This is a genomic window from Pseudomonas sp. S3_B11 (assembly GCF_054667715.1).
Window position 1 is genome coordinate 2,734,537 of the sequence record NZ_CP162749.1, and the last position, 22,868, is coordinate 2,757,404.

Consider the following 22,868-nt stretch of genomic DNA (forward strand, 5'->3'; position numbering starts at 1 on the left):
CCAGTTAAATATTCATTTATTAATCAACTACTTAGGATCTTAGCCGGATCATGTCACTGTCGCTTGACGGACAAGCTGTTGATCCACTGTTGCCTGACGAACATTCGCTGCGTCGATGTTTGTGGCAGCAACTGTTGCCGGGCACACACTTGCGCAACAGATTGTTCGCAGCGAGGGCAGCCCTTTCCCTGATGAACGCTGTACAAGCCCCGTATTTACAGGCGTTGGGCCTCGGGCATGGACTGTGCAATAGCCACTGGCACCGGCAGGTTTCTCCCCCTGCCCACCTATTCGTCATAAGAAGGAACATCACCATGACCGCACAGCAACAACACCTGCCGCCGATCCTTTCCACCGGCACCGACTATGAGCCCTTGGCCGAACGTTTTCGGCCGATCTTTACACGCATCCAGGCCGGCGCCCTGGAGCGTGAGCAGACGCGCAGCTTGCCCTTTGAACAGGTGAAATGGCTGAAGGAAGCAGGCTTTGGTGCCATTCGCGTACCGGTCGAATATGGCGGCGCCGGGGCGTCGTTGCCGCAACTGTTGCAACTGCTGATCGAACTGGCTGAAGCCGATTCCAACCTGCCCCAGGCGCTTCGCGGGCACTTTGCATTTGTCGAGGACCGCCTCAACGCCCACGCCAGCAGCCCACAAGACATCTGGTTCAAGCGCTTCGTCGAGGGTGAACTGGTGGGCAATGCCTGGACGGAAGTCGGCGCCGTGAAAATCGGCGACGTCGGCACCCGGGTTTCCCGCCTGGGTGATCAATGGGTCGTCAACGGCACCAAGTACTACAGCACCGGCAGTATCTTCGCCGACTGGATCGACGTGTATGCCCAACGCGACGACAACGGCGCCGACGTGATTGCCGCCGTGCGCGTGCACCAGTCGGGCGTCAAGCAAAGCGATGACTGGGACGGTTTTGGCCAACGCACTACCGGCAGCGGCACGTCGCTGTTCGAGAATGCGTTGGTCGAGGCGCAGAACCTCATCGACTTCTCCACCCGCTTCAAATACCAGACCGCGTTTTATCAACTGGTCTTGCTGGCCGTGCTGACCGGTGCCGGCCGCGCTGCGGTTCATGACATTACCGAGCAAGTGCGCAAACGCACGCGGGTCTTCAGCACCGGCAATGCCAGCGAAGTGAGCCAGGACGTGCAGGTGCAGCAAGTGGTCGGCAGGGCCTCGGCCCAGGTCTATGCCGCCGAAGCCACTGCCCTGCGAGCCGCAAGCGCCTCCCAACGCGCCTACGAAAGCCGCTTCAGTCAGAACACCGAGACCGAACACACCGCCAACATCGCCGCTGAACTGGAATCGGCCCAGGCCCAGGTGGTCATCTCCGACCTGGTGCTACGCGCCACCAGCGACCTGTTCAATGCCCTTGGTGCCTCGGCCACCAGCACCAGCAAGGCCCTCGACCGTCACTGGCGCAATGCCCGAACCGCCGCTTCGCACAATCCGTTGATCTACAAGGAGCGCATTATTGGTGATTGGGAAATCAATGGTACGGAACCGCCGTATGTCTGGCAGATTGGCGGGGGGTCCAAGCAGCGTTGAGTAGGTGGGTTGGTGTGTATATCCGTTACCGCAGGAACGGATATACACCCCCTCCCCCAAAAAAACCCAACAAGCGACTTACCCCAATACAAACAGACAAGACCAAGCACAAAAAGGATCAACTAGCTGACGACCCAAACACACCGCATAATCGATCTACCCCCATCCACCCGAAGGGTCGCTGAAGATGACAGTTATCCATAAGGCCGCTCAGATAGGATACTCAGCAGAAGCCCGCACCTATACCCAAGGGCGCCCAGACTACCCAAGCGAAATACAGGCCTGGCTCAGCAGTGCACTGGAAATCAGCCCAGGATCGACAGTCATTGAATTAGGAGCCGGTACCGGTAAGTTCACTCGCCTGCTGGACTCAATGACGATCAATACCATCGCCATCGAACCGGTCGAGGCGATGCGAATCGAGTTTGCCAAGCATCTGCCGAACACCAGGATTCTGGAGGGAACGGCCGAATCCATTCCCCTCGAGGCAGGGGCGGCGCAGGCGCTCGTATGTGCTCAAGCCTTCCACTGGTTCGCGAATGAAACCGCGCTCCAAGAGATTCACCGAGTACTCAAACCGGGCGGCCGGCTCGGTCTGATCTGGAACGTGCGTGATGAGTCAGTGGACTGGGTGGCCGACATCACCAAAATCATCACCCCCTTCGAAGGCGATACCCCACGCTTTCATACCGGAAACTGGCGACGCCCCTTCAACGGACGTTACTTCTCGGAGCCCGAACTGACCTGTTTTAGTTACAGCCACGCAGGCAGCCCCGAGACGGTCATCCTGGATCGCTTTCTGTCCGTGAGCTTCATCGCAGCGCTGCCTGACGCAGAGAAAAAACAGGTAGCGGATCAACTACGGGCCTTGATTCAGACCCATCCGGCGCTGCGCGGGCGCAAGCACATTGAGTTCCCTTATCAGACCCACGCTTATTCATGTCGCCGCCTGGATTGAATCACGACGCCATCAACCCGGCAGGAACTCGTACCTGACGCCCCCAAAACACTGGCATCATGCCTTTTTCCTTGCACTCATGGAGTGACTGTGACGAATCTTTGTGCCGCCCCTGAGTTTGCTCCCGCCGCCACTTTACCGCCCTACCGCCTCTTTCCCCGGCTCGGGATGTTTGTACTTGCGACCCTGGTAGTCTTCCTGGCAGCAGTGCCCGAAGTCCTGTTCATACCCGCAGACATGCAGGCCTACCTGACGTTCACGACCACCTCGGGTATCACCGCGCTCGTTCTCCTCGCTCTCTTCGCCCTGCAGTACCGCGCCGATGCGCGCACTCAATGGCGTGGTCATTACATAGGCACCCCCCTGCGGTGGGGTGCGCTTGGCATCGTTGGCGCCTACCTGTTTTTCGGGGTTGCCACCCTCGTGCTGGGGTTGCCACGAGAAGTGTTCATGGCCGAGCTTCTGGACGGGCTCAACAGCTGGCAGGCCACGATCAAGATCGCCTCGCTGATCGTGCTGCCACCCATCGCCGAAGAGTTGTTTTTCCGCCATTACATGCTCCGACTGTTCCCCTACGAGAACAGCCGTGCCTGGACATGGATCGCGGTCATCGTTACGTCGGCCATCTTCGCCGCCATGCACATCCAATACGGGAACTGGATCACCGTCGTGCTGATCTTCGCCTGTGGGGGCATATTCGCTATCGCAAGAGTGGTCAGCGGTGGCCTGCTGGTTCCGGTGCTCCTGCATTCGCTGGCCGAAATGGTTGCACTGACCACTGATAAGTCTTTCTCGCTGATGGGGCTTTACGGCTAAGCCAGCGGTGCCAGGCCAGAGCCCTTTATGGCGCCTGAACCTCGACTTGCGGCAGAGGAAGCTCGCCCAGCGGTGAGTAATGCATGGTCAGGACCGCCCACCTCAGCCCCTCCACGCCTGGCACGGTGTCGGAGGCCTTGGATGAATGCTCGACGTAGCCGGCATATTCCTCGACGTACTGGAGATGCTTTTCCCAGCGCGCCTGATCAAAGTTCACGCCAAAGATAATGACGCTGCCCGTGGCCACCTTTTCCGCCTGGGCTTTCAAGCGGGTCATGTACCAATAGTCTCTGGCCGCACTGTCGAACATCTTGCCCTGGTTGGCATTGGCGAAGGGGGTCTTGAGTTCAATGAAGTGAAAGCGCTTTTCATCCTGGTCGCGGATCCACAGGTCGCATTGCTTGGAGACGATATCCATCTGCGACCAACGCTGATCAAGCGCCACCTTGTACTCGACACCCACATCGGCCAGCTCGCGGTCGGGGCCACGAAGCCCACGGGCGTGGATCAACCAGAAATAGAACTCGAATTTCAGCCAGCCCTCGAAACCGTTGGCCAGGGCACTGATGGATGACGGCAGGTATTTGCGGTCCTCCTTCCACGATTGCATGAAGTCGCGAAACGCGGATGCGACGTCAGGGATTCCGGGCATGGGTCACTTCCTTGTATCGGCCTGAAGATTTTTGGCATAGTGCCATCACCCTCCTGCTGGCTACAATGCCACGCTATGATTTCGCAAACGTCAGTACCTCAAACAAGGGCAACCATGAACTCTCACGCAGCGTGCCTCGGACTGTCTGCCTTGACGCTCGCCTTCCTGAGTGGGCCCGTCCAGGCCTCGACGTGGCAGATCTGCCACCTGGAGCTGCGTATCGTCGAGGTCTTGAAACAACCCTACCCACAGCTTCAGGCGCAGATCGTGAAAGCCAGGCCGAAATCCGCCTCGGTGGAGTGCCCCGCGCAAGGCTCATCGCTCACCTTCACCCCGGAAACCCCAGACTACCAAGCCACGCTGCCCCGCCGACAATGGCCCGGCAAAGGGCAGTCGGTACGGGTGGACTACCGCTACCTCGATGGCGTTTGTAAAGGCGACGGCAACTCCTATGCGTGTCGTATCAAGCACTACCCGGTGGTGGGTCGATAATCAGTCACCTGGGGACCGTGGCATTTAGCTGATGACCTCAATGCAACTCAAGCCAACAGCTCAGTGATCCAACGGGCCTGCCGGGCTATGTCTTGCAGCTTCTCTTCCGGCACGGCTTGCCGCGCCTTGGCGAAGCTGGTGAGGGTCTTTTGCTTCTGGCACAGCAGGCGCTGCCACTTGGCCAGGAAGATCGGGGTGCGGGCTTGCAGCTGCAGCGGGCCGAAGTACAGCTCCTCGGCGGTGTACGTCACCGGCCCGGCGCGCTCGGCGACGATGATCTCGTAGTAGAAACGGTTTTCCCGCAGCACTTCCTCGCAGAGGATGCGGTAGTCGTTCTCCATCAGCCATTGGCGCAGCGGTTGCTCGCCGCCGTTGGGTTGCAGGATCAGGCGCTCCTGGCCGCTCAACCGCGCTTTGCCGCTGTCCAGGATGTCGCGGATCGTCTCGCCGCCCATGCCACAGAGGCTGATCGCCGTGATCCCGTCTTCCGGCTCGATCGCCGCCAGGCCATTGGCCAGGCGCACGCTGATCTGCTGTTCCAGGCCATTCTCCCCAACGGTGCGTTCGGCGGCGCGAAACGGCGTCAGCGCCACCTCGCCAGCCACCGCCATCGCGATGGCGCCACGGCGCAGCAAGGCCACCGGCAGGTAAGCGTGATCCGAGCCGATGTCGGCCAGGCGCGCACCTGCCGGCATATGCGCCGCCACGCGCTCCAGGCGCATGGACAAGGTCTGTTCGTTCAACTGCAGTTCCCTGGATTAATCGTAGAACGGCTCAACCGCCGTCCGACTGCCGACAAAAAAGCTGTCCGCGACCAACCGCAGCGGCTGCAGGTCCATGTCGCTGGTTTTGTCGGCAATCAGTTGTTGAAAATGTCGATACACCGCCGCGTACTCGCCTTCCTCGGAAACAGCCTGGCCCACGCCGTCGATGCTCAACAGCGCACCGCCATTGTCCAGACGCAGGACGCCTTCGGCGCAGCGAATCTCGATGCTCCAGAGCTCGTCATGCCCATGGTCGAAATCGAACTCCGCACGAACATCGAGGTGGCGCGCGTCGGCCATCTTGATGCTGGCGGCAATCGGCGACTGGCAGTTGTCCGGCACGCGCAACTCGGCGGACTCCACGAACAGCGGCAACGCCAGCAGATGGGTCACAATCGACAAGGCATTGATACCCGGATCGAAGACGCCCAGGCCACCGGGTTGCCAGATCCACGCCTGGCCGGGGTGCCACTTGCGCACGTCTTCCTTCCAGTCGATCTGCACGCTCTGCAAGGTGCGACTCGCCAGCCAGTCACGGGCGGCTGCGATGCCCGGCGCGTAACGCGAATGCCAGGCGAACAGGCCGCTGACGCCTTGCTCGCGGACCTGCTCCACCAACGCCATGGCTTCTCCCAGCGTGGCGCACGGCGGTTTTTCCACCAGCACGTGTTTGCCAGCCGCCAGCGCCTGTTGCACCAGGGCAAATCGACCTTGTGGCGGTGTGCAAAACGCAATGGCATCGACCTGCGGACCGTTTTCGAGCAGTTCGCCCAGGGACCGGAAGTTATCCACCCCGGCGCAAGGCAGCCCTTGCGTGGCGACAGCCACCAGTTGGAACGCGGGGTTGGCGTGGATGGCTGGAACGTGTTGATCCTGGGCAATCTTGCCGTAGCCCACCAGCCCGAGACGAATCGGTTGCATCGATGACTCCTGATTTTTGTACTTGTGATCGGCCAGCAAACTAGACGCAAATCGCCCGGCGGACAATGGGGGCCGTGCAGTATCTATACGATGGTCCTGCGCAATTGGGTAACAGCAGTGCCGCAAAGACCTCAGCTGTGCCGTAGCTCACTGGCTGCAGTCACGACGTTGGTCACCCGGCCGAAGAAGGGTTCGAGTCGCTCACGCGGCGCATCGTGCTCCACCACCAGGGTGGCGACCTCTTCGCAGGCGGCCACCTGATAGTGGGCAACGCTGGAGAGTTTCTCATTGGTCACCGCCGCGATCACCTGCCCGCTTGCCGCGACCACCGCGCGCTTGAACTCCGCGTCATCCAGGCCGAACGCCGTGACGCCATTGTCCGGATCGATGGCGCAGGCACCGAGGAAGCACACGTCAAAACTGAACTGACGCAATTGCTGGACAGCCGTCAGCCCGATCACACCACCCGCGTTAGGACTCAAGCGGCCACCCAGCAGGATGACCTCAGCGCGGGGCAGCTTCATCAACTGAACCGCAATCAGCGGCGAATTGGTGGTGAGGGTCAGCTGCAGTTGCGGATCGATGGCGCAGGCCACGGCCAGATTGGTCGACCCGGCGTCGATGAAGACGTGCTGGCCCGCGCGCAGCAGTGCAGCGGCCGCTTGGCCGAGACTGCCCTTGCGCGCCGGGTCTTTGCGCACGCGTACCTCCATCGGCCCTTCGGGAGCGGGCAAGAGTATCGCGCCGCCATAAACGCGCTTGCACACCCCCGCCGCTGCCAACGCGCCCAGGTCACGCCGTATCGAATGCTCGGACACATTGAATTCGCTGGCCAAGTCGGCCGCGATCACCCGGCCATACCGGGCAAGACGCTGGCTGATCAATTGCTGGCGTTCGCCGGGGAACGCTTCGTGAGGAGAAGTCATGACAGTACAACCTGCATAAACGAGCACTAATGATCACAAACGAGCAAATAGTGCCGCTTATGCAGCGAGGCGTCAAACCCGCTCGTCAAGCGGGCTGTCAAACGTTAAAGATCAAGCGGCCCCAGGGACATTCGTGCCCATACCCAAGGGCAGGAAAGGTTGAATCTCATCGATTTCCTCGGCACTGAGGCGCAGCTGTGCGCCGGCAATCAGCCCATCGACCTGCGCGGAACGGCGGGCACCGACGATGGCGCCGGTCACCACCGGCTTGCGCAGTACCCAGGCGATGGCGACTGCCGCCGCGCTCACCCTGTGCCGTTCACCGATACCGGCCAAAACCTCGACCAGCGCCAGGTTCGCACTCAAGCGCGGCTCCTGGAAGTCCGCGCTGCGGGCCTTGCGCCAATCGTCATCGGGCAATTGGGCGATGCGCTCGCGCGTCATGCTCCCGGAAAGCAGGCCCTCCCAGCCGGCGTCACGTACCACCGGCCCTGAAAGCGTTCATCGAGTTCATCCGGGCAGATGATTGACCAACCTGAAACCGGCAGACAAAAAAAGCCCCGCGACCGAATACGGTGCGGGGCAAGGAAATTGGTTGGTTGCGGCCAACCAAAGGAGCACAGTGAAAGACGTTTACGGGCCGGTCAGATGCATTCCTGCGCGGCGCGTTCAAAACTCGAAGGCAGGAGGTTGGAAGCCAGCAAATGTCGCTCGTAGATGAACACCTTGCCGCCGCTGCCGGCCTTGTAGGCTTCCAGCACGTTGTCCGCCGAGACTTTGCTCGGCACCACGATGCGGTAGCTGCGCTGGGTCTGCGAGACCATCGGGTTCAAGGCACTGCCTTGCAATTTCGGTATGACGCATTCAGCGTATTGGGCCGGTGTCTTGCTGGTCTGCAAGGTCAGCGTCGGATCGTTCGGTGCCGAGGCACAACCGGCCAGCAACAACGGGGAAAACGCCAGGGGAAGCAAAAATAAAGGGCGCATGGGCGGGGTCCTGAAAATAAAAAATGGGCTGCGTGTTCGATGGCGCTGATTTTCCAATGATTGCCGGCAAAGCAGAACTTGCATTTCGTAATGGTCACTATTACTCCTAGCAATAGTTGCAAGCCGAGAAAGATTGATGAGGTATAGCCATGAGAACGTTTGATCTGATTCGCGACGCGGTATTGCCCGACTTCCGTGAGCGGGTGGCTGATTACCTGATCCAGTACGAAAGCGTGCTGTTGAGCAGCACCGAACCCGACCCGGAGCTCAGGCGCGCCACGGCCAATCAACTGCGCGGATATTTGCGCGGGTTGAACACCACTCGGGTACTGGGCATGGCGGATTGGGAAGAGCTGGATCGGCGGGTGGTGAATACGTGGCTTTAGTGGCACGCTGATCCCCGACTCTGGGTGGCCTTCATCTCTGGCTAGCCAAATCCCACTGAACCTCTTAGTCTGCGCGCCGTAAACACGGTTGCGTCGGGCGGGCCTTGATAAACCCCACACCCTGCCGTGATCAAACCAAAGGACAAGACTGATGGAAGGCTGCCGGAGTGAAACCCTCCCCGACCGGCGCCAGGCCCAGTCAAAAACAGTCGGTTCTTGTGCCGATTATTAAAGCGCGCGCCTTATCGTAATGAACCCCGGGCGCGCTAAGGAGCTGTTTGCTGTGAACTCCCTGACACGCCTCACGGGTACCGTATTCGTTCTGGCCCTCGCCGGTTGTGCGCTGCCTGGCAACGAAATGGCCGAATACCGTAAGCGCATCATTGCCGAGCACCAGGCACAAAACGGTGCCATGACGACCCGTGTGCAATCCCAGCCATTGCCGTTGGATACCACTCTGCGACTTGGGTCGAGCGCGGTGCTGTTGGTCAACGTGCCCGCCGCAGGCATCGAGCCGGAGACCCAGGCTCGGCTTTTCGCCAACTGCAGTTCACTGACATTAGCCATGGACTATCGTCAGGCAAAGGGCTGGAGCAGTCCTTTTGTACTGCCTGCGGACCCAAACCAGACGGCACAAGCCATGGCTCGGCAAATGTGCCAAACGGTCCAGGACAGCGGTTGGCGGCAACTACCCGCCGACGGCGAGGACACCGTATTGCTGGATCCGGGCACCCTGGGCCTGAACAGCGCCCAACGCTCGATCTGGGCAGGCATCGACTATGCGCGCCTGCGCCTGGATGAAAACGAAAACAAGCCCTATGATCGCCAGTTCGAGCGTGTAGAAATCAATTGCGCAACCCGCCAAGCCAGCACCCGCCTGACTTATCGTTTAAGCGACCAAGGCCTGCTGCCGCCACCCGGCCAGCCACTCGACAGTGCATTCGACGCAGCGCAACGCACTCGGCTGATTGACGCGGTGTGTGCCGAGCCCTCCCACTTGACGAAACTCGCCACGCCCGGCCCGCTCCGGAAAAAGCTACCGCCAAACCTGCCGACGCCGCAGGTAGCGGCAGCGCTGTTGGCGCAGGTGAGCGCACTGCCTCAAGGACAACCGACCAACACCCTCAGCCATTTGCAACTCACGTACGACGCGACCTCTCCAATGGCGCCAAGTGCTGTGATCAAAGACACGCCAATGGATTTGTACCTGCAACCAGGTCCCGCTCGCGGCATATGGCGCGAGCAGGCAACTGGCGCATTGGGCAGCCCACAGGTGAGCGTCCGCTGGCGCGGGTTGATCGAGCTGGCCACGACGAGCGACACAGGGCTCGATGGCAAGCCCGCCCAAGCAAGTCGCCTGACGAACATCGATCTGGTTGGGGATTGGCAAAATCTCAAGCCTGGAAATGCTCTGGGCTACAGCAAAACGTTGACTCCCAGCACGGGCAAACCTTTCGTGCAGAAGTTCGAATGCTCGGTAGGTGAATCCGCTCCTGCCGCACAACACGTCGCCTCGCTGCAGGGGCTGGCGCGTAATGTGACGTGCAGCGCAGACAATGGACTGAAGTCCAGTAGCACCTACCTCTACCTGGAGGCCTATGACCTGTTCGTAGAAACCGCCGAAAGGTCCATGCTGCTGGTCCAAGTCAAAAAACTCAAGGCTGCGGAATAACGGGCAATCCTTAGCGACCCGCCTCGTCCACACCAGCATGGTCTGGACTTTGGGGCGGCTTCCTTCCTCAGATCGAGGCGCCCCGCCCATGCTTGCTTTGGAGCAGTGGTGGGGTGCATCGAAGATGACGGAACACGTTTCCCCCTCCAACCCTCATCTAAACCACCGCCGAAGTGCAGCGCGCCGGCCGCGGCCCGACGCTGGCTTGCGCCCGGTCCACCAGCCGTTGCACCCACGCGGCATCCTGGTCATTGATCACCCCATAGCGGTTCGGCGGTAGAAAATTCCAGTGATGGGCGGCCTCGACAAGGCGCTTGAGCTCATCGGCAGACAGCCAGTACGGCGTATCCACCAATGGCATCGGCGGCCCATCGAAACGCCGGCCCAGTTGCAGGTTTGTGCCAGGGGCGAAAGCGATCGCCAGTTGCTGGCGAGGTTGCAACAGCTTGTCCGGTGCAGGCATTTGCCCTTCCCGTCCGTAGCTGAAGTCGCCCGAAAATTGCTCCTTGAGCACCAGCCAGTGCCCCGCCGCGGTCTTGGCCAGAATCCATTGCGATACACCGCTGTCTTGCACGCACTTCAACTTGCCGTCGGTCCATTGCATGAGGGTGTTGCAGTCCGGGTCATAGTCGTTGGACCACAGGCTGATGCCGGAGACCAGGGTATGGTGTTCGAGCTCGACCAGTCCTTGATCGGGCATCGATTGCCAATAACGCTTGGTCGGGTCGCGCTTATCGCGCAAGTAGTTATGCAGGACCCAGGCAGCCATGAACAGCAAGGTAGCGAGTACAAGCCAGTCAAGGGAGGCCTCGACGATCCGGTCAAGGTTGACGCCTGGGGCGGATAACCCTTGATAGACCAGCAGCCCCAGCGAAAACGCGATGCCCGGCAGCACCGGCCCCAGGCACAGAGGCGGCACCAGCACCATGATCCAGCTGAAGCGATGCATGGTTGCGTGCTCCCGCGCCCAGGCCAGCTCCTGCTCCAGCATCGGCACCCGCTCCCGTGGGCCGATGTCAGGATCGGGGGTCTGGAAGCGTATATACAGGCTGTAGGTGTCATCACTCATGGATCGGATCATGCCCTTGAAGTCATCATGGTCGAGCAACCCTCCGGGTCGCCCCTTGACGCTGGAACAGGCGTATTATCCGGATAACCAGGCGCCATGTAGACACCCATTCATGCCGATCTCCCAAACTCGTCCCTCACCCGCGCCCTTGCTCAAGCCAGGCGAGACAGTGGTCCTGTTCGACGGCGTTTGCAAACTGTGCAATGGCTGGGCGACGTTCCTGATCCGCCATGACCACGCCCGCCGCGTGCGGTTGGCCTCCGTACAGTCGCCCGAAGGACAAGCCTTGCTTGCCTGGGCGGGCCTGCCCTTGCAGCAGTTCGACACCATGGCCGTGGTTCGCGATCAGCATTACTGGGTGCGTTCGGATGCAATTTTTGAAGTCGTAGCCCTGCTGCCCTGGCCCTGGCGCCCGGTGAAACTGCTGCGCTACGTCCCCCGCAAGCTTCGGGATTGGGCTTATGATCGCATTGCCCTGAATCGTTATCGGCTGTTTGGCAAATACGACGTGTGCCTTTTACCGAGCCCGGATCATGAGCGGCGTTTCTTGACGGCTCCAACGCCTGGGAGCCATCCGGTGGAACGGATCGGTACTTAGCCCTTCAGTAGCTCGATCCACTGAGGTGGCGTCATCTTCGTCACCATGATCAGCACAATGACAAACATCCCCAAAAAGCCAAAAACCCCCATCCAGAACCACTTTTGATACACGGATGAGTATCGATCACCGAGCACCCGCCCGTCCCCAAGCGCGCTCGAAGCCATCACGTATAAACGCTTCTGGAGCACCAGCACAGGAAGCCACAGCGCCCCCACGCAAAAGAAAATGATCAACGACGTCATTATCCATTCCGTGGTCAGGGGAAGTCCGGCCAGTCTCATTAACAGATAGCCCGTCCCAATCTGAATAAAGCCCGCCGGCGTGGTAATCCAAGTGTCGAACTGGACGACCGTCCTGGCCACGTGGGCAATGATCTGAGGGTTGGCGGTGCGGCTGGCCGCGATCAGGTAGAGGTAGGACCCCATGCCGAAGCCGAACAGGAAAATGGCAGCAATGATGTGGAGGTACTTCAGGCAAAGATAGAGCATCTGTCAGCCCTGCTCGTCAGAGAAGTGAACGGACAGGCTCAAGTTTTCGGGGTCGTTGATGGCAGCCATGTATTCGTCAACGGTGATTTCACCCACGCAGGCCCGAGCACCGGATTCGGGGAGATACCCTTGGGCGACTTTTGCCGCCAAGGCAACGGCTGCACAGCTGGGAATCTCCGGGCCCTTGTCGTTCATGGCGGTGAGCTGCACGTTCATCGACAACGGTTCGCCATTGGCCCCCATGCCATGGACGTCGATGTACATTGCGCTTTTGCCATCGCCAAATCGTTCGAACCAGAGCCCCCACCGATGAAGCCTGGCGGCCCAAGTAACATGGTCACGCACCACCCCCATCCTCATTGCCTGGGCCAGCAGGTAGTTGGCAATGCCGCCGAGCTTCAAGCCTGAGCCGGCCTTGAAGGTCAGGGTCTGGGCACCGTAGCGGCTGGCGAAGATATCCATGTCCGGCACGTCGACATTGGCCAATACCCGGGTTCCCATATGGCGCATTCTGCGAAGTGTCAGATCCTGCCATCCCAGGACCTCATGCACTCGGCCATTCCTGAGTTGCTTGATCGGCTTGCCTGCATAGGCCAGAACGCCTTCGACGGTGGACAACCCCGGCATCTTGGCCGAAGAGGAAATACCATGTTCGATCGTGTCGATACGTTTAAAGCGATGCCGCTGCTGATCAATGAGTGCGGCCGAGAGCGTCGGCACTGAGCTGCAACCACTGAGGATCGCCACGCCTGCTTGTTTTGCCCGGGCGTCGAGTGCGCCAATGCCGGTGACGAAGTCTCTGGAATCGGACAGGTCACAGTAGTTCACACCCGCGTCGATGCAACTTTCGGCCACGGCATAGGATTGCCCTTGGAATGGGCCACCGGTATGGATGACCCATTGGATGTTCATCAATCCAAGGATGGATTTGAAGCCCGCTCCCATGGCGTCGCCGCACCAACTTTCACACACCGTGCCCGATTGAGCGTTCAACTCCTCGACTTTGAGCTGCAGTTTTTGGGCGTCACGCCCCGAAATCACTAGCTGTACACCTGGCATCACCACCAGGTGCCTGGAAACGATACTGCCGAAGTTTCCATACCCGCCGACCACCATCACCCTGAGCGTCATTCCATCCTTCCCTGAATATTCGATAAAGCCAGCAACCTTGCCACAAGGACGACTCGGTGGTGTACCCCCTCGCCACAAGAGCGGTTCGGCAGGAGGTCAGTGAGTGGCCGCATTAGTTCCCTGTTGATACTCCCGAGGGGTGCAGCCGAACTCGCGGCGAAACACGGTGTGCAGGTATTGCGCCGATTTGAAGCCGCAATTCTGGGCGATGTCGGCAATCGGCGAGTTGGTGTTTTCCAATCCGTTGGCGGCGGCGGCCAGTTTGAAGCGCAGGATTTCGTCGTGGACGCTACATCCGCGCTCCTTGCGAAAGTGCGATTCCAGCGATGAGCGCGACACTCCCACATAGGCCGCCACCTGGGCCGTCTTGATGCCCTGGCAGGCGTATTGGCGGATGAAGAGCAGTGCCTGCATGACATAAGGGTTGCCCAACGGTTGATGCAGGCTCGACACCTGCACATTGATCGCATCCGGCGGTATCAGAATCTGTGTGCCGGTGGACGGCATGCCGTGCAGCATTTGATGGAGCAGGCGTGCGGCGGTGCGGCCCATGGTTTCGGTGCCCTGGATCACCGAGCTCAGCGGCACCCGCGTCAGGCTGCGGGTCAGGGGGTCGTTGTCGATGCCGATCAACGCCACCTGCTCGGGCACGGCGATCCCGGCGGTCAGGCAAGCTTGCAGCAACTGCCGGGCGCGGGCGTCGCTGACGGCGATGATGCCGATGGGTTTGGGCAGGCTTTGCAGCCAGGCGATCTGTTGTTCGACGGCGCTGTCCCACAGCGGTGCGCTGGTGCCCATGCCGCGATAGACCTCGGCGTGCAGGCCATCGCGCTGCACCAGCCGGCGAAAGGCTTTTTCCCGTTCCTGGGCCCAGCGATTGGCTTGTGCTTCAGGCAGGCTGAAACAGGCAAAACGGGTTAGCCCGGCCTCGATCAGGTGCTCGTAGGCCAACGTCATCAACGCATCATTGTCGGTGGCGACATAGGGAATGCCCTTGGGGTAGGCGCGTTCATCCTGATAAGAGCCGCCCACCGCCACCACCGGCAGCTTGATCCCGGCCAGCGCCTCGCCGATCAGCGGGTCGTCGAAGTCGGCGATGATCCCGTCGCCCTGCCAGCGCTCGATCCCTTTCAAGCGACAGAGAAAATCTTCCTCGAGGAACAAGTCCCAGGACGCGCGCGTGCTGCTCAGGTAGTTGCCGATGCCGCTGATGATGCCGCGGTCGTAGATCTTGCTGCCGTTGAACAACAGTGCAATGCGGTGAACGGGCGGGACGGTTTTCATTGGTTTAACCCTGGGCCGATGCACACAGACTAGGCGTGCAAGCGACGAACCTCAATACTCAAAATCGAACGCCCTGTTGGTGATTTTCATAATCAGCAGCCACGGGGCCGGCGTTAGTATCGAGACACCGCCAAGAATAAAAAGGAACTCGCCCATGTCGTACTTCCCTGCTGTCGACAAGATTCGCTACGAGGGTCCCGCCAGCGACTCGCCGCTTGCCTTCCGTCACTATGACGCCAACAAACTGGTGCTCGGCAAGCCCATGCGCGAGCACCTGCGCATGGCGGTCTGCTACTGGCATACCTTCGTCTGGCCGGGATCGGACGTGTTCGGCGCCGGCACGTTCAAGCGCCCGTGGCAGCACGCCGGGGACCCCATGGAACTGGCCATCGGCAAAGCCGAAGCGGCCTTCGAGTTCTTCTCCAAGCTGGGCATCGACTACTACTGCTTCCACGACACCGATGTCGCCCCCGAAGGCAGTTCGCTCAAAGAGTACCGCGAACACTTCGCCCTGATGGTCGATCATCTGGAGCGCCATCAGGAAGAGACCGGGATCAAACTGTTGTGGGGCACCGCCAACTGCTTCAGCAACCCGCGTTTTGCCGCCGGCGCCGCCAGTAACCCGGACCCGCAAGTATTCGCCTGCGCCGCCGCGCAAGTGTTCAGCGCCATGAACGCCACCCAGCGCCTCAAAGGCTCCAACTACGTGTTGTGGGGCGGCCGTGAAGGTTACGAAACCCTGCTCAACACCGACTTGAAGCGCGAGCGCGAACAGTTGGGCCGCTTCATGCGCATGGTGGTCGAGCACAAGCACAAGATCGGCTTCAAGGGCGACCTGCTGATCGAGCCCAAGCCCCAGGAACCGACCAAGCACCAGTACGATTATGACAGCGCCACGGTGTTCGGCTTCCTGCAACAGTTCGGCCTGGAAAACGAGATCAAGGTCAACATCGAAGCCAACCACGCGACCCTGGCCGGGCACAGCTTCCATCACGAGATCGCTACGGCCGTGTCCCTGGGCATCTTCGGCAGCATCGACGCCAACCGTGGCGACCCGCAGAACGGCTGGGACACCGACCAGTTCCCCAACAGCGTCGAGGAAATGACCCTGGCCACCTATGAAATCCTCAAGGCCGGGGGCTTTCGCAATGGTGGGTTCAACTTCGATTCCAAGGTCCGGCGCCAGAGCCTGGACGAGATCGATCTGTTCCACGGCCATGTCGCCGCCATGGACGTCCTCGCCCTCGCCCTGGAACGCGCGGCGGCCATGGTGCAGAACGATCAGTTGCAACAGTTCAAGGACCAGCGCTACGCCGGCTGGCAGCAACCATTTGGCAAAGCGGTACTGGCCGGTGACTTCAGCCTTGAATCACTGGCCGAGCATGCCTTCACCAACGAGCTGAATCCCCAAGCCGTCAGCGGTCGACAGGAGATGCTCGAAAACGTGGTCAATCGGTTCATCTACCCCTGACAACGGGCAATGGTCGGGGCACAGGGGCTGTTACATTCGCGCGACAAATCTGTGCCCACGGCGCGCTGCAACGCTCTACAGTTCTACCCGGTATCACGCTCATCGTCAGGCAGTGTCTTTCAAACAACAATAAAAGGACGCACCACATGAATACATTCAAACGTACCCTGCTCGCCGGCGCCCTCGCCCTGCTCTCGCTTCCGGTCATGGCCGATGCGGCCCATCCGAAAATCGGTTTTTCCATCGATGACCTGCGCCTGGAACGCTGGTCACGGGACCGTGACTACTTTGTCGCGGCGGCGGAAAAACTCGACGCCAAGGTCTTCGTCCAGTCGGCCGATGCCAACGAGCAGAAGCAGATCTCGCAGATCGAAAACCTGATCTCCCGCGGCGTCGATGTGATCGTCATCGTGCCATTCAACGCCACCGTGCTGACCAACGCCGTCGCCGAAGCCAAGAAGGCCGGGATCAAGGTCGTGTCCTACGACCGACTGATCCTAAACGCCGATATCGACGCCTACATTTCCTTCGATAACGAAAAGGTCGGCGAGATGCAGGCCAGCGGCGTGCTGAAGGCAGCGCCCAAGGGCAATTACTTCCTGCTCGGTGGCGCCCCTACGGACAACAACGCCAAGGTCCTGCGCGAAGGCCAGATGAAGGTGCTGCAACCGGCCATCGACAAGGGCGACATCAAGATCGTCGGCCAGCAGTGGGTGAAGGAATGGAACCCCACCGAAGCCCTGAGCATCGTGGAAAACGCCCTGACCCGGAACAACAACAAGATCGATGGCATCGTCGCCTCCAACGACGCCACCGCCGGCGGCGCCATCCAAGCCCTGGCCGCCCAGAAAATGGCCGGCAAGGTGCCGATCTCGGGCCAGGACGCTGACCTGGCAGCGGTCAAGCGGGTGATCGATGGCACCCAGACCATGACCGTCTACAAGCCGCTGAAACTGATCGCCTCCGAAGCCGCCAAGCTCTCGGTGCAACTGGCGCGCAACGAGAAGCCGACCTTCAGCTCGCAATACGACAATGGCAGCAAGAAAGTCGACACCATCCTGCTTACCCCCACGCCGTTGACCAAGGACAATATCGACCTGCTGGAAAAGGACGGGTTCTACACCAAGGCGCAGATCGCCGGGCAGTGATCTGACCAGGCAATCAAGCAAAAAACCTGTGGGAGCGAGCTTGCTCGCGATGACGGCAGCACATCCAACATTGATGCAAGCTGAACCACCGCTATCGCGAGCAAGCTCGCTCCCACAAGGTCACATGGCTTGACTGCCTGCCCCACTGCTGATGTGTGAGCCCTTTTTCATGAGTCCTTGCCATGTCCGACTACCTGCTGCAAATGAACGGCATCGTCAAAACCTTTGGCGGTGTCAAAGCCCTGAACGGCATCGACATCAAGGTCAGGCCGGGTGAGTGTGTCGGCCTGTGCGGTGAGAACGGCGCCGGTAAATCCACGCTGATGAAGGTGCTGTCGGCGGTCTACCCCTACGGCACTTGGGAGGGTGAAATTGTTTGGGACGGCCAGCCGCTCAAGGTGCAGTCCATCAGCGAAACGGAAGCCGCCGGGATCGTCATCATTCACCAGGAGCTGACCCTGGTCCCCGACCTGTCGGTGGCTGAAAACATCTTCATGGGCCACGAACTCACGCTGCCCGGCGGGCGCATGAACTACCCGGCGATGATCCACCGCGCCGAAGCCCTGATGCGTGAACTCAAAGTGCCGGACATGAACGTCTCGCTGCCGGTTTCGCAGTACGGCGGTGGCTACCAGCAACTGGTGGAAATCGCCAAGGCGCTGAACAAGCAGGCGCGGCTGTTGATCCTCGATGAGCCCTCCTCGGCCCTGACTCGTTCGGAAATCGAGGTGCTGCTGGACATCATCCGCGACCTCAAGGCCAAGGGCGTCGCTTGCGTCTACATCTCCCACAAGCTCGATGAAGTGGCCGCCGTGTGTGACACCATCTCGGTGATCCGCGATGGCAAACACATCGCTACCACCGCCATGGCGGACATGAGCATCCCGAAGATCATCACCCAGATGGTCGGACGGGAAATGAGCAACCTCTACCCCACTGAACCCCATGACGTCGGCGAAGTGATTTTCGAGGCGCGCCACTTCACCTGCTACGACGTCGACAACCCCAGGCGCAAACGGGTCGACGACATTTCATTCGTTCTCAAGCGCGGGGAAATCCTCGGCATCGCCGGGCTGGTCGGCGCCGGCCGCACGGAACTGGTGTCAGCGCTGTTCGGCGCCTACCCCGGCCGCTACGAAGGTGAAGTCTGGCTGGGCGGCCAACAAATCGACACGCGCACGCCGCTCAAGTCGATCCGTGCCGGCCTGTGCATGGTCCCCGAAGACCGCAAGCGCCAAGGCATCATTCCGGACCTGGGCGTGGGCCAGAACATCACCCTGGCGGTGCTGGACAATTATTCGAAACTGACGCGCATCGACGCCGAAGCCGAACTGGGCAGCATCGACAAGGAGATCGCGCGCATGCACCTCAAGACCGCGAGCCCGTTCTTGCCGATCACCAGTCTCTCCGGCGGCAACCAGCAAAAAGCCGTGCTGGCGAAAATGCTCCTGACCAAACCCCGCGTGCTGATTCTCGATGAACCGACCCGGGGTGTGGACGTCGGCGCCAAGTACGAGATCTACAAGCTGATGGGCGCGCTGGCGGCCGAAGGCGTGTCGATCATCATGGTGTCCTCGGAACTGGCCGAAGTATTGGGGGTTTCCGACCGCGTCCTGGTGATCGGCGAAGGTCAGTTGCGCGGCGACTTCATCAACCACGAACTGACCCAGGAACAGGTGCTCGCCGCCGCGCTCAGCCATCCCGATGGCCATAACAATAATGATCGGAAGTCCGCGTAGATGAATCAGGTCAAACAGCTGTTTTCCCGCTACAAAATGCTCGCGCTGGTGATCGCCGTGGCGCTGATCTGGCTGTTCTTCAGCTGGCAGACCGAGGGTGGGTTCGTGACCCCGCGCAACCTCTCCAACCTGCTGCGGCAGATGTCCATCACCGGGATCCTTGCCTGCGGCATGGTGCTGGTGATCATCAGCGGCGAGATCGATTTGTCGGTGGGTTCATTGCTTGGGCTGCTCGGTGGCCTGGCGGCGATTCTCGACGTGGTCTATCACATTCCGCTGCTGGCGAACCTGAGCCTGGTAGCCCTGTGCGGCTTGGTGATTGGCTTGGGCAACGGCTACATGACCGCCTACCTGCGTATCCCGTCGTTCATCGTTGGCCTGGGTGGCATGCTCGCGTTTCGCGGCGTCCTGCTGGGGGTGACCGGCGGCACCACCATTGCCCCGGTGTCACCGGAACTCGTCTACGTTGGCCAGGGTTATTTGCCGCACACGGTCGGGACCGGGCTCGGCATCCTGCTGTTCGCCCTGACTCTGTTCCTGACCTGGAAACAGCGACGCAACCGCGCGCTCCATGGCCTCGCGGCCCACTCCCTGGTACGTGACGTGTTGCGCGTGGTGGTGATCGGCGCGGTGCTGGCCGGGTTCGTCTATACCCTCAACAGCTACGATGGCATCCCGGTGCCGGTGCTGCTCCTGCTGATCCTGCTGGGGGTGTTCAGCTACGTCACCAGCCAGACCGTGTTCGGCCGCCGCGTCTATTCGGTAGGCAGCAACATGGAAGCCACGCGCCTGTCCGGCATCAACGTACAGGCGGTGAAGCTGTGGATCTTCGGCATCATGGGCGTGATGTGCGCCCTCGCCGGCGTGGTCAATACCGCACGCCTGGCCGCCGGCTCACCCTCTGCCGGCAACATGGGTGAACTCGACGCCATCGCCGCCTGCTTCATCGGCGGCACCTCCATGCGCGGCGGCTCCGGCACGGTCTACGGCGCCCTCCTCGGCGCGCTGGTGATCACCAGCCTGGACAACGGCATGTCCATGCTCGATGTCGACAGCTACTGGCAGATGATCGTCAAAGGCAGCATTCTGGTGCTGGCGGTGTGGGTGGATGTCAGTACGCGGACAGGGCGACGTTGAGGAAGCTCATCATTTGCTGGCAGACGCCATCAACACACCAAAGCCCAGGAAGGTGATGCCCGAGAATTTGCCGACAACCCTGGCGCCCTGGCTTGAGGAGAGCCAGCCCCTGGCGCCATTGGCCATCAGCGCATAACCGGAATGCACCAGCACCACAAGCACGCTGTAGGACGACACCAGCAAGAAGAACTGGCTGTAGTAGTCACCCGCCGGCTTGATGAACTGGGGGAACACGGCGAGGAAGAAAAACCCGGCCTTGGGGTTGAGCAACTGGATCGACAGCGCCTCGCCGAATCGCCGCCACGGGCGCGTGGACGTGGCCGTGAGTTCGGGCACGAAGCGTTGGGTGCGCCACATCTTGATGCCCAGGTACAACAAGTACAGCGCGCCGATGTATTTCAAAAGCGTGAAGGCCGTCGCCGAGGCGGCCAGGATCAACCCCAAGCTGCTGGCGCAGATACCCGCCACGATAAACGCGCCCGACGCGATCCCGAAGATCCCCGGCAACGCACCTCGCCAGCCATGGCGCAAGGCATTGGAAATCGTCAGCACCACACCGGGGCCCGGGCTGAGCACCGTCAGGGTCGCCAGGATCAGAAAAAGTCCGTAACCGGCCATGTCTCACTCCACATTGAAGGAAAATTGCTGTGGCCTTCAGGGTGGCGTGGCACCGGGACGCTGACAAACGCTTTAATTGCACTGCATATGTGACTAAATTAGACACATGATCACCAACCTCCCCCCGCTGAACGCCGTCCGCGCCTTCGCCGCTGCCGCTCGCCACCAGAGTTTCAGCCGCGCCGCCGAAGAACTGCACGTGAGCCACAGTGCCGTCAGCCGCCACGTAAAGTTGCTCGAAGAGCGCTTGGGCGTGCTGCTGTTCGAACGTCGAACCCGCCAGTCCTTGCTCACACCGGCCGGCCGGGCTTTCTACGAACAGGTCAGCGAGGCCCTGACCCAGATCGCCAACGCCGCCACCGCACTGACGCGCAACGCTGCCCAGCGCAAAGTGACCATCAACGTACGCCCCTCCTTCGCGGTGCGTTGGCTGATCCCGCGACTGCCCGACTTCATGGCGCTTCACCCGGACATCAAGCCCGACATCGTCACCAGCACCCTACCTCCCGATCCATCACGGGAAACGTTCGACGTGGTCATCCGCCGCGGGCACGCCGGCTGGTCGCCCCATGTACAGCCCACGGTGCTGCTGGAAGACGACCTGCTGCTGGTCGCCGCCCCGTCGTTGCTGCAAAGCGTGCCATTGAAAAACGTCCACGACCTGGCCCGACACACCTTGTTATCGGGCAGGACGCGCAGCAGCGATTGGCAAGACTGGGCGGAACACGCTGGGATCGAGCCATTGAACAACTCGCCGACCCTGCAATTCGATCACATGCACCTCGTGCTGCAGGCCGCCGTCGATGGGCTGGGCGTGGCGTTGTGTCCGGCTTCGCTGCTGGGCAGGGATTTGTCCAACGGGCGCCTGACCTGTCCACTGCCGTCGTTGCGCCTGCCGTTAGCCCGCTATTACTACGGGGTGTCCGGGGATGCGGTGGCTGAGACGCAGGTTTTTGTTGATTGGTTGTTTTCTCAGGTCCAGCAGGATTGGGATGGACAGGGTTTCAGTCATTCAGATCCAGTTAGCAGTGCTGCAAATAGCCAGACGCATCCAGGGTAAAGGTTAAAAAACGTAGCGATCGGCAAAAGACGGGATGACATTGGTCATAAGGTAAATCGTCGAACGGTGCCCAGAAGAACTCAAAGGCAAGACCGCCGCCGTCACACGTGTTGTATGTCCATTGCTCGGGAGTGCGATCCTTGGGTCACATAGATGAAACGACCATACTTGGGCAAGATGATCAGCGTCCCAGCATCCGAGATCGGCCGAGACTGTCGCGCAGTCGATGCCAGCCTCCTCATTCAGCTCTCGCAGTGCGGCCTGCCGGGCAGACTCACCGGCCTCAATCGTGCCCTTCACAATTTGCACACCTGCCAACGGATGACGGAACAACAAGATTCGCGGCGGGTGAGAATGGGAAAGAATGATGGGACAAGCTTTGTTTGGACGCATCATGTTTTCCAGAGAGAAGGCCAGGTTGCTTAAGGCTTCTCAAGCAATGTCGGCTCAACGCAATCCGACAAAACTAGCCATTCAAAGCTAGTTTCGCGGTAGCTGTGCTGTTGTTTGTGAGGTGTGAAATCAGTATCAAGAGTGGCTACGGCAACCGATATCCACTCTGGAAACGCACCGTGAGGGTCAGACCAAAACAAGCTTGAACCGCAGCCCCCGCAGAACTGCCGTTTGACGCCAGTTTCAGATTCATACAACCTGAGCACGTTTCCATTTGCCGAGATTTGCAGTGATGCAGCCGGAACGCTGGCATAGGTTGCGAACGCAGCACCATGAGCTTTCTGGCAGCGCCTGCAATGGCAATGAGTCAACGCCTTGAGCTTTGCCGAAATTTCGTAACGTATCTCGCCGCATAGGCAGCTTCCGTGGTGACTTTCATTCATCCTTGACGCTCTGTTTAAACTTGGGCTGGGACTCTAGCGCAATGATCGCTGAGGTCCAACACATTGGGCAAGAATGTCCGAGAGCCTAGGTCGAAGCGATGCCGATGCCTAAGCCCCTGAGCCGCTTTGCCCTCAACTTCCAACAACCGCTTCC

25 protein-coding genes and 1 pseudogene are annotated in these 22,868 nt (G+C 60.3%); 12 read left to right on the forward strand and 14 right to left on the reverse strand.

The window, feature by feature from the left end:
• Nucleotides 1-314 precede the first annotated feature (314 nt).
• Together AB4O22_RS12460 and AB4O22_RS12465 are read left to right on the forward strand one after the other, a co-directional pair.
• Nucleotides 315-1,559: an acyl-CoA dehydrogenase family protein gene (locus tag AB4O22_RS12460; RefSeq protein ID WP_028237226.1), complete on the forward strand. Its 1,245-nt coding sequence runs from the start codon at nucleotides 315-317 to the stop codon at nucleotides 1,557-1,559.
• A 187-nt stretch (nucleotides 1,560-1,746) separates the two neighbouring features.
• Nucleotides 1,747-2,517, forward strand: coding sequence for a class I SAM-dependent methyltransferase (locus tag AB4O22_RS12465; protein ID WP_003201352.1), 771 nt, complete (start codon nucleotides 1,747-1,749; stop codon nucleotides 2,515-2,517).
• A gap of 135 nt (nucleotides 2,518-2,652) precedes the next feature.
• Here the strand turns inward: AB4O22_RS12465 and AB4O22_RS12470 are convergent, their stop codons facing one another.
• A complete protein-coding gene (locus AB4O22_RS12470) occupies nucleotides 2,653-2,865 on the reverse strand; it encodes a hypothetical protein (protein WP_223524342.1) in 213 nt (70 codons plus the stop codon).
• A gap of 102 nt (nucleotides 2,866-2,967) precedes the next feature.
• Between AB4O22_RS12470 and AB4O22_RS12475 the strand changes: the two genes are divergently transcribed.
• Nucleotides 2,968-3,333 carry a CPBP family intramembrane glutamic endopeptidase gene (locus tag AB4O22_RS12475; RefSeq protein WP_223528722.1) on the forward strand — a complete coding sequence of 122 codons (366 nt, stop codon included), beginning with the start codon at nucleotides 2,968-2,970 and terminating at the stop codon, nucleotides 3,331-3,333.
• Nucleotides 3,334-3,358: 25 nt separating this feature from the next.
• Here AB4O22_RS12475 and AB4O22_RS12480 read toward each other — a convergent pair whose 3' ends face one another.
• On the reverse strand, nucleotides 3,359-3,985 hold the full coding sequence (locus AB4O22_RS12480; protein WP_003201348.1) for a hypothetical protein: 627 nt from the start codon (nucleotides 3,983-3,985) through the stop codon (nucleotides 3,359-3,361).
• A 114-nt stretch (nucleotides 3,986-4,099) separates the two neighbouring features.
• Between AB4O22_RS12480 and AB4O22_RS12485 the strand changes: the two genes are divergently transcribed.
• Entirely contained in the window at nucleotides 4,100-4,477 is a 378-nt protein-coding gene (locus AB4O22_RS12485; protein WP_003201346.1) for a hypothetical protein, read from the forward strand.
• Between the two features lie 47 nt (nucleotides 4,478-4,524).
• On the opposite strand, the gene AB4O22_RS12490 is transcribed toward AB4O22_RS12485, so the two are convergent.
• The 5 genes and pseudogenes from AB4O22_RS12490 to AB4O22_RS12510 form a co-directional block, all read right to left on the reverse strand.
• Nucleotides 4,525-5,220 (reverse strand): tRNA (adenine(22)-N(1))-methyltransferase, encoded by a 696-nt coding sequence (locus AB4O22_RS12490; protein ID WP_013693223.1) that lies wholly within the window; start codon nucleotides 5,218-5,220, stop codon nucleotides 4,525-4,527.
• Nucleotides 5,221-5,235: 15 nt separating this feature from the next.
• Entirely contained in the window at nucleotides 5,236-6,162 is a 927-nt protein-coding gene (locus AB4O22_RS12495; protein WP_003201340.1) for a Gfo/Idh/MocA family protein, read from the reverse strand.
• Nucleotides 6,163-6,293: 131 nt separating this feature from the next.
• On the reverse strand, nucleotides 6,294-7,088 hold the full coding sequence (locus AB4O22_RS12500) for a DeoR/GlpR family DNA-binding transcription regulator (protein ID WP_003201338.1): 795 nt from the start codon (nucleotides 7,086-7,088) through the stop codon (nucleotides 6,294-6,296).
• Between the two features lie 111 nt (nucleotides 7,089-7,199).
• Nucleotides 7,200-7,550 (reverse strand): annotated as a pseudogene (locus AB4O22_RS12505) (aldo/keto reductase); the annotation flags it as partial.
• A 182-nt stretch (nucleotides 7,551-7,732) separates the two neighbouring features.
• Complete coding sequence (locus tag AB4O22_RS12510) at nucleotides 7,733-8,074, reverse strand: hypothetical protein (protein WP_223472644.1); 342 nt, start codon at nucleotides 8,072-8,074, stop codon at nucleotides 7,733-7,735.
• Between the two features lie 149 nt (nucleotides 8,075-8,223).
• Here AB4O22_RS12510 and AB4O22_RS12515 point away from each other — a divergent pair, with 149 nt between their 5' ends.
• Both AB4O22_RS12515 and AB4O22_RS12520 read left to right on the forward strand, forming a co-directional pair.
• Entirely contained in the window at nucleotides 8,224-8,460 is a 237-nt protein-coding gene (locus AB4O22_RS12515) for a hypothetical protein (protein WP_003201330.1), read from the forward strand.
• Between the two features lie 283 nt (nucleotides 8,461-8,743).
• Nucleotides 8,744-10,132: a hypothetical protein gene (locus AB4O22_RS12520; RefSeq protein WP_223472643.1), complete on the forward strand. Its 1,389-nt coding sequence runs from the start codon at nucleotides 8,744-8,746 to the stop codon at nucleotides 10,130-10,132.
• Between the two features lie 157 nt (nucleotides 10,133-10,289).
• On the opposite strand, the gene AB4O22_RS12525 is transcribed toward AB4O22_RS12520, so the two are convergent.
• The gene (locus AB4O22_RS12525) at nucleotides 10,290-11,201 is read right to left on the reverse strand and encodes a hypothetical protein (protein ID WP_223472642.1); all 912 of its coding nucleotides are present in this window, start codon (nucleotides 11,199-11,201) and stop codon (nucleotides 10,290-10,292) included.
• A 112-nt stretch (nucleotides 11,202-11,313) separates the two neighbouring features.
• Between AB4O22_RS12525 and AB4O22_RS12530 the strand changes: the two genes are divergently transcribed.
• A complete protein-coding gene (locus AB4O22_RS12530; protein ID WP_149632318.1) occupies nucleotides 11,314-11,799 on the forward strand; it encodes a thiol-disulfide oxidoreductase DCC family protein in 486 nt (161 codons plus the stop codon).
• Here the strand turns inward: AB4O22_RS12530 and AB4O22_RS12535 are convergent.
• The 3 genes from AB4O22_RS12535 to AB4O22_RS12545 all read right to left on the reverse strand — a co-directional run bounded on the left by AB4O22_RS12535 (nucleotide 11,796) and on the right by AB4O22_RS12545 (nucleotide 14,705).
• On the reverse strand, nucleotides 11,796-12,290 hold the full coding sequence (locus tag AB4O22_RS12535) for a DUF2269 family protein (protein ID WP_003201326.1): 495 nt from the start codon (nucleotides 12,288-12,290) through the stop codon (nucleotides 11,796-11,798). The two genes, AB4O22_RS12530 and AB4O22_RS12535, sit on opposite strands and share 4 nt — an antisense overlap.
• A 3-nt stretch (nucleotides 12,291-12,293) precedes the next feature.
• On the reverse strand, nucleotides 12,294-13,421 hold the full coding sequence (locus tag AB4O22_RS12540; protein ID WP_003201323.1) for a saccharopine dehydrogenase family protein: 1,128 nt from the start codon (nucleotides 13,419-13,421) through the stop codon (nucleotides 12,294-12,296).
• Between the two features lie 96 nt (nucleotides 13,422-13,517).
• Complete coding sequence (locus AB4O22_RS12545) at nucleotides 13,518-14,705, reverse strand: XylR family transcriptional regulator (protein ID WP_003201321.1); 1,188 nt, start codon at nucleotides 14,703-14,705, stop codon at nucleotides 13,518-13,520.
• A gap of 154 nt (nucleotides 14,706-14,859) precedes the next feature.
• Here AB4O22_RS12545 and xylA point away from each other — a divergent pair, with 154 nt between their 5' ends.
• The 4 genes from xylA (at nucleotide 14,860) to AB4O22_RS12565 (ending at nucleotide 20,200) form a co-directional block, all read left to right on the forward strand.
• Entirely contained in the window at nucleotides 14,860-16,176 is a 1,317-nt protein-coding gene (gene xylA / locus AB4O22_RS12550; RefSeq protein WP_003201318.1) for a xylose isomerase, read from the forward strand.
• A 146-nt stretch (nucleotides 16,177-16,322) separates the two neighbouring features.
• Nucleotides 16,323-17,324: a D-xylose ABC transporter substrate-binding protein gene (gene xylF, locus AB4O22_RS12555; protein ID WP_013693217.1), complete on the forward strand. Its 1,002-nt coding sequence runs from the start codon at nucleotides 16,323-16,325 to the stop codon at nucleotides 17,322-17,324.
• Between the two features lie 182 nt (nucleotides 17,325-17,506).
• Entirely contained in the window at nucleotides 17,507-19,063 is a 1,557-nt protein-coding gene (xylG, locus tag AB4O22_RS12560) for a D-xylose ABC transporter ATP-binding protein (protein WP_460096402.1), read from the forward strand.
• Nucleotides 19,064-20,200, forward strand: coding sequence for a sugar ABC transporter permease (locus AB4O22_RS12565; RefSeq protein WP_003201312.1), 1,137 nt, complete (start codon nucleotides 19,064-19,066; stop codon nucleotides 20,198-20,200). It begins immediately after the preceding gene.
• 9 nt (nucleotides 20,201-20,209) lie between these two features.
• Here the strand turns inward: AB4O22_RS12565 and AB4O22_RS12570 are convergent, their stop codons facing one another.
• The gene (locus tag AB4O22_RS12570; protein ID WP_003201310.1) at nucleotides 20,210-20,818 is read right to left on the reverse strand and encodes a LysE family translocator; all 609 of its coding nucleotides are present in this window, start codon (nucleotides 20,816-20,818) and stop codon (nucleotides 20,210-20,212) included.
• Nucleotides 20,819-20,924: 106 nt separating this feature from the next.
• On the opposite strand from AB4O22_RS12570, the gene gcvA reads away from it, so the two are divergent.
• Nucleotides 20,925-21,878, forward strand: coding sequence for a transcriptional regulator GcvA (gcvA, locus tag AB4O22_RS12575; RefSeq protein WP_460096403.1), 954 nt, complete (start codon nucleotides 20,925-20,927; stop codon nucleotides 21,876-21,878).
• 3 nt (nucleotides 21,879-21,881) lie between these two features.
• Here gcvA and AB4O22_RS12580 read toward each other — a convergent pair whose 3' ends face one another.
• Complete coding sequence (locus AB4O22_RS12580; RefSeq protein WP_460106655.1) at nucleotides 21,882-22,271, reverse strand: NUDIX domain-containing protein; 390 nt, start codon at nucleotides 22,269-22,271, stop codon at nucleotides 21,882-21,884.
• Nucleotides 22,272-22,300: 29 nt separating this feature from the next.
• Nucleotides 22,301-22,714: a GFA family protein gene (locus tag AB4O22_RS12585; protein ID WP_080587829.1), complete on the reverse strand. Its 414-nt coding sequence runs from the start codon at nucleotides 22,712-22,714 to the stop codon at nucleotides 22,301-22,303.
• Between the last annotated feature and the right edge of the window lie 154 nt (nucleotides 22,715-22,868).